The sequence below is a fragment of the Sphaerospermopsis aphanizomenoides BCCUSP55 genome (genome assembly GCF_001586785.1).
Lineage (GTDB): Bacteria > Cyanobacteriota > Cyanobacteriia > Cyanobacteriales > Nostocaceae > Sphaerospermopsis_A > Sphaerospermopsis_A aphanizomenoides_A.
In genome coordinates this window covers 21580-28943 of sequence record NZ_LUFH02000083.1, presented here as the reverse complement: position 1 = coordinate 28943, position 7364 = coordinate 21580, and the positions used below count along the sequence as shown (strand labels likewise).

At 39.4% G+C, this 7364-nt stretch carries 7 protein-coding genes and 1 other RNA gene; all 8 read right to left on the bottom strand.

Going from position 1 to position 7364, the window contains the following annotated elements; genetic code table 11:
• Positions 1-305: 305 nt before the first annotated feature.
• Positions 306-599, bottom strand: a complete 294-nt coding sequence (locus A0J48_RS19420; protein WP_200325962.1) for a type II toxin-antitoxin system RelE/ParE family toxin — start codon at positions 597-599, stop codon at positions 306-308.
• Entirely contained in the window at positions 596-826 is a 231-nt protein-coding gene (locus A0J48_RS19415; RefSeq protein ID WP_200325960.1) for an addiction module protein, read from the bottom strand. The genes A0J48_RS19420 and A0J48_RS19415 overlap by 4 nt, the downstream gene beginning before the upstream one ends.
• Before the next feature lie 362 nt (positions 827-1188).
• On the bottom strand, positions 1189-2010 hold the full coding sequence (gene thiD, locus A0J48_RS19410) for a bifunctional hydroxymethylpyrimidine kinase/phosphomethylpyrimidine kinase (RefSeq protein WP_200325958.1): 822 nt from the start codon (positions 2008-2010) through the stop codon (positions 1189-1191).
• A gap of 133 nt (positions 2011-2143) precedes the next feature.
• Positions 2144-3418, bottom strand: a complete 1275-nt coding sequence (locus A0J48_RS19405) for a M16 family metallopeptidase (RefSeq protein WP_200325956.1) — start codon at positions 3416-3418, stop codon at positions 2144-2146.
• A 159-nt stretch (positions 3419-3577) separates the two neighbouring features.
• The gene (locus A0J48_RS19400; protein WP_200325964.1) at positions 3578-4819 is read right to left on the bottom strand and encodes a M16 family metallopeptidase; all 1242 of its coding nucleotides are present in this window, start codon (positions 4817-4819) and stop codon (positions 3578-3580) included.
• Positions 4820-5152: 333 nt separating this feature from the next.
• A non-coding RNA gene (gene ssrS / locus A0J48_RS19395) (6S RNA) lies at positions 5153-5336 on the bottom strand.
• A 331-nt stretch (positions 5337-5667) separates the two neighbouring features.
• Positions 5668-6825, bottom strand: coding sequence for a 5-(carboxyamino)imidazole ribonucleotide synthase (locus A0J48_RS19390; RefSeq protein ID WP_200325954.1), 1158 nt, complete (start codon positions 6823-6825; stop codon positions 5668-5670).
• A complete protein-coding gene (locus tag A0J48_RS19385) occupies positions 6816-7304 on the bottom strand; it encodes a pentapeptide repeat-containing protein (protein ID WP_200325952.1) in 489 nt (162 codons plus the stop codon). Before A0J48_RS19385 ends, A0J48_RS19390 begins: the two co-directional genes overlap by 10 nt.
• Positions 7305-7364: the final 60 nt, after the last annotated feature.

Here is a 7364-nt window from a genome sequence, read left to right as displayed (position 1 = left end):
GATTTATAAAGACCGATGGTACAGGCTATTACGAGAAATTGCCAAGAGTACCTATTGTTTTTCATCAAATCTTTATTTAGACCTTTAAATATAAAAATGTATTCTTCTTGACCAAGAGAAAATCCGATTAAAATTATAAATTTTATCACTGCAAATTGTAAGAATTATTAAGACGACATTGTTTTACTTGAAACTACTGAGAAATCCTATAAAATATCTAACTATAGAAACAATGAATTTCACTTTTGTAATGAGACATTATCTTAAAGGCTTTTACATCTGTCATCTGCTATAAATTCCCGCTATTATTTAATACGTTCTTGCCAATATTCAGGTTTTTGGCTATAGTGCATAACTGCAATAATTAAAATGTATTCATCTTCTATTGAATAGAGTATTGCATAAGGAAATTTACGAACCAAACACCGACGAATATCTTCAGCAGTGACTGGATAGCGGTTAGGTGATTCAATAATTCTAAAAATGGCATCTTCAAAAGAATTGATAAAATTTTGTGCTAGTTCAATATTCTTTTCCGAATAAAATTGAACAGCTTCTGAGTATTCTGTTAAGGCCGCAGGATGAAAATTATATTTCATTTTTCTAAAATTCGTCTAACGTGAGATAAAGCTTCTTCTCCAGGAATTAACTCAACTGTATGATTACGAATTTCATCACGGCGTTTTTTAGCTTCTATATTCCAAAGATTTTGTGTGTTTTCATCAATATCAGATTCTAGACTTTCAATGAGTTTTTCTACTAACAATACTCTGGTAGCATTGGGTAAGGATAAGGCTTCTTGAATCAATTCTTCGACTGATAGCATAGTGATTTCTTCCGGTAAAAGGTAGCAGTTATCTGATGCCACGACCAAAATGAGACTTAATATTAGGATACAGCTATCATGTCACCACTGGCTGTAATAACCGTGAATTTAAATTAACTTGTCACGAATGCCTTCAGATTTTCCTTTTTTGGCGTTTTACCTAAAATTTTATTAAAAAAGTTAAAAACCATAGTGTAGGGACAAGTAGTGTCTCAGTGATGAATTTATAATATTTCAGTATGTTTTACATTACTGATGAGTAGGAGTAATTCATAAATAATTGATAATCTTGGTTAGCAGGGTAATTCATAGTTTTATATCCTGTTTTCATCCTTTAATCATGGATATCCTGATTCTGACATTTATTTCTCCAACAATGGGAAAAAATGCCCCACGGGTCCCTGTCCTTTCCCAATATCCAAAGAATAAGAAAGCGCAGTTGTTACATAATTTTTCCATGCTTGTACCGCTGTCCACAAATCTTTACCCAAAGCTAAATTAGCAGTAATAGCAGCTGATAAAGAACAGCCAGTACCATGTGTATTTTTGGTTTCTATTTGTTGCGTCGTCAAAGTTTCTAACCTTTCCCCATCAAACCACATATCCACCCCGCGCAAACTTCCAGACATTCCCCCACCCTTAACCAAAACAGCCTTAATTCCTAATTTCTTAAATATGATTTCTGCGGCTGTTTGCATATCTTCCAAAGACGTAATTTCTACCCCGCTTAAAATTTGTGCTTCATAACGATTTGGTGTAATTATCGCCGCTTTAGGAATCAGTTCATTACACAAAGTTTGCACAGCATCATCATCTATTAATTGCGCCCCTGTCCGTGATACCATTACTGGGTCAACAACTAAATTATCAATTTTTAAAGCTGCTACTTCCTGCGCTACAGCGGAGATAATTTCCTGATTTAGCAACATTCCCGTTTTGGCAGCTTGGACACCAATATCTTCAACTACTGCGCGAATTTGGGCAATTACAGCCTCTTTCGGCATGGCATCAACCCGCTTCACACCGACAGTATTTTGGGCTGTAACGCAAGTAATAGCACTAGTTCCGTGAACACAGTGAAATGCAAAAGTTCGTAAATCTGTTTGCATACCTGCACCCCCACCACTATCAGAACCAGCAATAGTTAAAGCTACAGGTATTGGTTTTGCGTTGGGTTTGATCATGGGAAAATAGGTGACAGGTGACAGGTGACAGGTGACAGGTGACAGTGAAGAAGATAGGGAGATGGAGAGATGGGGAGATGGGGAGAAATATCTTCTTTTTGTTCTTCTGACTCCTGACTCCTGACTCCTTCTTCTAATTGACAGCTGATTTTATTGCTTCCTCTTGTCCAACTAAAGATAAATATGGTTCTTGTAAATAGCTATTAGCTGCTGTCATTGCTAATTTGGAACTGACTTTGTTAATGAGTTCAGGAAATTCATGGTCAAATTCAATTCCTAAACCTAAGATTTCATACCAACCATATATTTGCGCTATTTGTCCGTTAGTTTGTTTACCTAAAGCATACTGTCCCAAAATTTTATTCTTGGCTGTTTGCAGTTCATCAGCTGATAGTTCATTACGACATAATAGTTCTACTTCTTGACGTAATCCTTCCAAGGCAATGCTGGTATTTTCCGGTGCAGTTCCCATGTAAACTATAAATGAGGCAGGATATAGGCGAGTAGAGTAAATAGCAGAGACTTCGTAAGCTAAACCTCTTTTTTCTCGTAATTCTACAAACAGGCGGCTAGAAAGACCATTTCCCAAGTATGTAGACAATAATTTCAAGGCTGCGTATCCAGGGGCGCTGACTGATGGACCCATATAACCCAGCATAACAATTGATTGCTGTGTATTTAAGGGTTTGAGGCAAGATTGGGGTGTAACAGAAATCGCAGGTAAATCTAGTATAGGACGTGGTTGGGCTGGTTGCTGCCAATCACCAAAAACTTCTCCTACTAAGTCTAAAGCCGCTTCTGGTGTAATGCGTCCGGCAATACTAATAACGATGTTATCTGGACGAAAATGGGTTTGGTGAAATTCTACTAAGTCTGCACGAGTGATGCTGCTAAGAGTTGTTTCCGTACCTAACACCGACATTGCATAAGGGTGTTCCTGGTACATGGCCTGTCGCATTTGTTCAAAAGCCAGGTTAAAAGGCTGTTCTTTTTGGGAACGAATATCCTGTAGTGCTAACCGCTTTTCCAGTTCTACTTGGGTTTCGGGAAATGTAGGCGATCGCAACAACAACCCAGACAATGCTAAAATCTCTGTAAAATCAGCACTCACTGTTTTCAAAGACAGCAAGAAATAATCAGTACCCGTATCTGCACTTAAACTTGCTCCTACCGATTCTACCTTTTCTGCAATTTCTAAACTCGATAAACCATCGCAACCCTTTGTCATCACTGCTGATAACAAATGTGCTAAACCGGCTTTTTCCCGGTGTTCATAACAACTACCAGCACGCACGAAAATCCGCCCTGCAATAATATCCGCAGTTTGATTTTCCACCACTAATAAAACAATGCCATTGGGTAATACAGTGCGGTGGATAGATGAGTTAGAAGTGTGTGTATTCTGCATTCTTAATCAAAAGGTGACAGGTGACAGTGAACAGGAGAAAGAAGGCAAGAGGCAAAAGGTAAGAGGCAAAAGGCAAGAGTTTTTAATTTTTAATTTTTAGTTTTTAATTTTTAATTTTCTTCCCCCTACACCCCAAACCTTACACCCCACACCCTATGACTAATAGGGTTTGAGAATAGTAACTGCGTAATTTTGCGGTGAGAGATAGTCTTGTGCTAATTTTTGCAGTTCTTGAGCATCAAAGGATTGAATTTGCTGAGGATAAGCAATGGCTAATTCAGCTTTGGCAATGGTATTGTAGTAACCATAAAGAGATGCTAATTGATTTGGTGTTTCCGTCGCAAAGGCATATTCATTACATAATGACCTACAAATGCGGTTAAATTCTTGCTCACTAATACCTGTAGTTTGTAAATTATGCAAATGCTCCTGAATTAAAGACTCTACTCGCTCCAAATATTCTGGTTCTAACCAAGCAGTAATTGTCAATAAACTCGACTCTCTTTGTAGAGAAAAATTACTACAAATTGCTTGTACAAGTTGTTTTTCTTCCCGCAAATCTTGCACTAAGCGAGAAGTCCGTCCTTGTGCTAATAATACCGATAGGAAATCTAAAGCATTTGCCTCCCGCAGTTGTTCTACTCCTGGTACTATCCATGCCATCATTAACCGTGCTTGCTCTAGCCTGGGTAAAATCAACTCTTGACGGCAAATACCTGTAATCACTGGTGCTGCTATTTTATTAGATACAGGATAATGAGTGCGATCGCTAAAATCTGTAAAGCTGTTATTTACCAGTTCCCAAGCAGATTCTTGACCTACTCCCCCAGCAATTACCACTGTCATATTTTCTGGTTGATAGTGGTAACGATGAAAACTCCGCATCGCTTCTGGTGAATTCTGCATTAATTCTGGCTCAGTACCCAAGACAGAACGTCCATAAGGATGGTTCTGATAGACGTTTTTCAGCAGAGATTCATATCCTATCCAATCCGGATCATCAGCACAAGAGCGAATTTCTTCCATTACCACATCCCTTTCCCGGATAAACTCATCTTCGGGAATTGCTGCATTCAGCAAAAGTTCGCTCAAATTGGGTAAAGTATCCGCTAAATAAGGGGTAGCTGTAGTCAGAGAGTAATGAGCGTAATCATGGCTTGTTGCTGCATTGCTGACACCACCCATTTTTTCAATGTTATAATCAAATTCCCCAGGAGGCAAAGTGGCTGTACCTTTAAAAATCATGTGTTCTAAAAAGTGCGCCATTCCGAACAAAGGTTCTGGCTCCAAGGTCGCCCCAGCACGAACCCAAACATCTGCCACCACTACAGGGGTAGCGGGTATCTCCTGATGAATAAATGTCAAACCATTGTCTAGGTGAAAAACCGAGGCTGGAAACACTGTGTTAATGGGGTATTTGGTCAATTTTTTTGTATCTTCAACTACAATTTAACCTAATTTGCTGATCTTAACTCTGAATTTTCCTTAAATTAGCATCAAACTATACAGATTTCAGTCTTTTAAAGTTTCAAAGCAACCAGGGTGTAGGGTGTGGGGTGTAGGGTGTAGGGGGAAGAAAATTAAAAATTAAAAATTAAAAATTAAAAATTAGAAACTCTTGCCTTTTGCCTCTTGCCTTTTGCCTTCTTTTTCCTGTCACCTGTTCCCTGTCACCTATCACCTTATAACTGATAAAGCTCCCAAGCTGAACTCAACCTGGGAGCAAAAATTTTTAAGTTCACCACAACGCCGTCTTACCTAAGTTTATGACCTGGTTAAACCAGGTGGGAACGGTAGTTTCTCGTTTAAAGTTTCCGGGTACAAGCCCGGTCTACTGCCACAAGAACTGATTTGCTCCCTTTTCTTTAAAGACATAGATCAAAAAACTTGAGGGCAGTCACCAACGTCGCAGTGCAACTAACTCATTATAACTATCAACAACCATTTGTGTAGTGGCGGATGGAAAAAATTTTGGGAATAGGGAATAGGGAATAGGAGTTCAGGAGTATGGCTTACGCCACGCTTCGCACTTCAGGAGTTCAGTAGTTCAGGAGTATGGCTTACGCCACGCTTCGCACTTCAGGAGTTCAGTAGTTCAGAAGAATAAGAAGAATTTATTTCTCCCCTGCTCCCCTGCCTCCCCTGCTTCTTCTTCCTGTCACCTGTCACCTGTCACCTGTCACCTGTCACCTGTCACCTGTCACCTGTCACCTGTCACCTGTCACCTGTCACCTGTCACCTGTCACCTGTCACCTGTCACCTGTCACCTCAGCGGGATACCAGATAGATTCTATGGTCTGGATGATAGACTCTATTCCGTCTCGGTTTTGCTGTTCTAATAAAACGGTGATATGTCCGAGTTTTCGTCCGGGACGAGATTCTGTTTTTCCGTACCAGTGCAGGTAAGCGTGAGGAATGTCTGTTAGTTTCTGTCTTTGCTGTGAATAATCGCTGCGTGAGTTTTCATACCCTAGTAGGTTAACCATCACTGCACCAGCACAATGCAAGGCGGTATTGGTCAAAGATAAACCACAAACGGCTCTCAGATGTTGTTCAAATTGCGAAGTTTGACAAGCATCTAGGGAAAAATGCCCAGAGTTATGAGTTCGTGGTGCTATTTCGTTTATCAGGATTTTACCTTCAGCGGTAATAAATAGCTCAATGCCAAAAATGCCTACTACTTGCAGACTGTTTAATATTGTATGCGCGATCGCCTTAATTTCTGCTGCTTGTTCGGGTGTAATATCCGCTGGTGCAATTACTCGCCGACAAACTTGTTGTTCTTGTTGGGTTTCGACAACTGGATATGTAACAATTTCCCCATTCACAGAACGCGCTGCAATTATAGCTAATTCTCTGGTAAAAGGTACAAATTCTTCTACTAATAAATGTGTATTACTTTGATTTACTACTGTTGATAAAGTAGCTAAATCATGGATTATAAAAGTTCCCTGTCCATCATAACCATGCCGTCTGGCTTTGAGAACAATAGGAAAACCTAAATATTCTATTTTCGATTCAATATCTGCTGACTTTTCCAGAGCGAAAAACTGGGGAACTGGTAAACCTAAATCCTGTAAATAGCAACGTTGATGATATTTATCTAATAAAGGGGCTAAAGCTGCTAATCTGGGACGAAAACAAACACCTTGTTTCTCTAACAAAGATAAAGCATCTAAATTAACAAATTCGTTTTCAAAGGTGATGACATCGCATTTTTTAGCTAAAATCTCCGTTGCTTTTGCATCATCAACTGCCGCAAAAACAGTATCTTCAGCAATAGATACAGCAGGATCATTTTGACTAGGAGTTTGTACGATTAATTCCACTCCTAATTTTTTGGATGCATCCCCCATCATCCAAGCCAGTTGGCCACCACCAATTATACCAATACGCTTTATCGACATCCTAAAGACTCACGAGTTGCTACACCAGTTCGAGAATTTATACCACTGGCTTTTTGACATAGCTCTTTAATTTGCGCTCGATCTAAAGTTGCATCACTAAAGTCTGCACCTTCAATGTTGACATCAGTAAAGATGGAACGCAACAAAAGAGCTTCTAACAAAATGGCATCACTTAAATCAGCCCCCTTTAATTTTACTTCATTAACCATTGCATTGGTTAAATCTGCTCCATGTAAATTTGCTTGTGTCATCACTGAAGCACTCAACACCGCTCCCCGCAAGTCAGCACCTGTAAAATCAGCCATTTCTAAGTTGGCGTTGGAAAACTCCGCAGCTTGCAAACTTTGTCCAGAAAAATCGTGTCTTCCTAACTCTGCATTACTAAATGATAGGGGATGAGTCCAGTCTGCCAATGCTGGAGATGCCATACACCATATTATCACTGTTAACAGCAAAGCTAACCCTTGTCGCCAATACATAATTTATTAACCAATTGTAATGTTTCTTTTCTTTCAGTTTACACGATGATTCTGGGACTT

Coding starts and splice junctions, on each gene's coding strand:
- A0J48_RS19420 (WP_200325962.1), bottom strand. CDS start 599: ATGAAATATAATTTTCATCCTGCGGCCTTAACAGAATACTCAGAAGCT.
- A0J48_RS19415 (WP_200325960.1), bottom strand. CDS start 826: ATGCTATCAGTCGAAGAATTGATTCAAGAAGCCTTATCCTTACCCAAT.
- thiD (WP_200325958.1), bottom strand. CDS start 2,010: ATGATCAAACCCAACGCAAAACCAATACCTGTAGCTTTAACTATTGCT.
- A0J48_RS19405 (WP_200325956.1), bottom strand. CDS start 3,418: ATGCAGAATACACACACTTCTAACTCATCTATCCACCGCACTGTATTA.
- A0J48_RS19390 (WP_200325954.1), bottom strand. CDS start 6,825: ATGTCGATAAAGCGTATTGGTATAATTGGTGGTGGCCAACTGGCTTGG.
- A0J48_RS19385 (WP_200325952.1), bottom strand. CDS start 7,304: ATGTATTGGCGACAAGGGTTAGCTTTGCTGTTAACAGTGATAATATGG.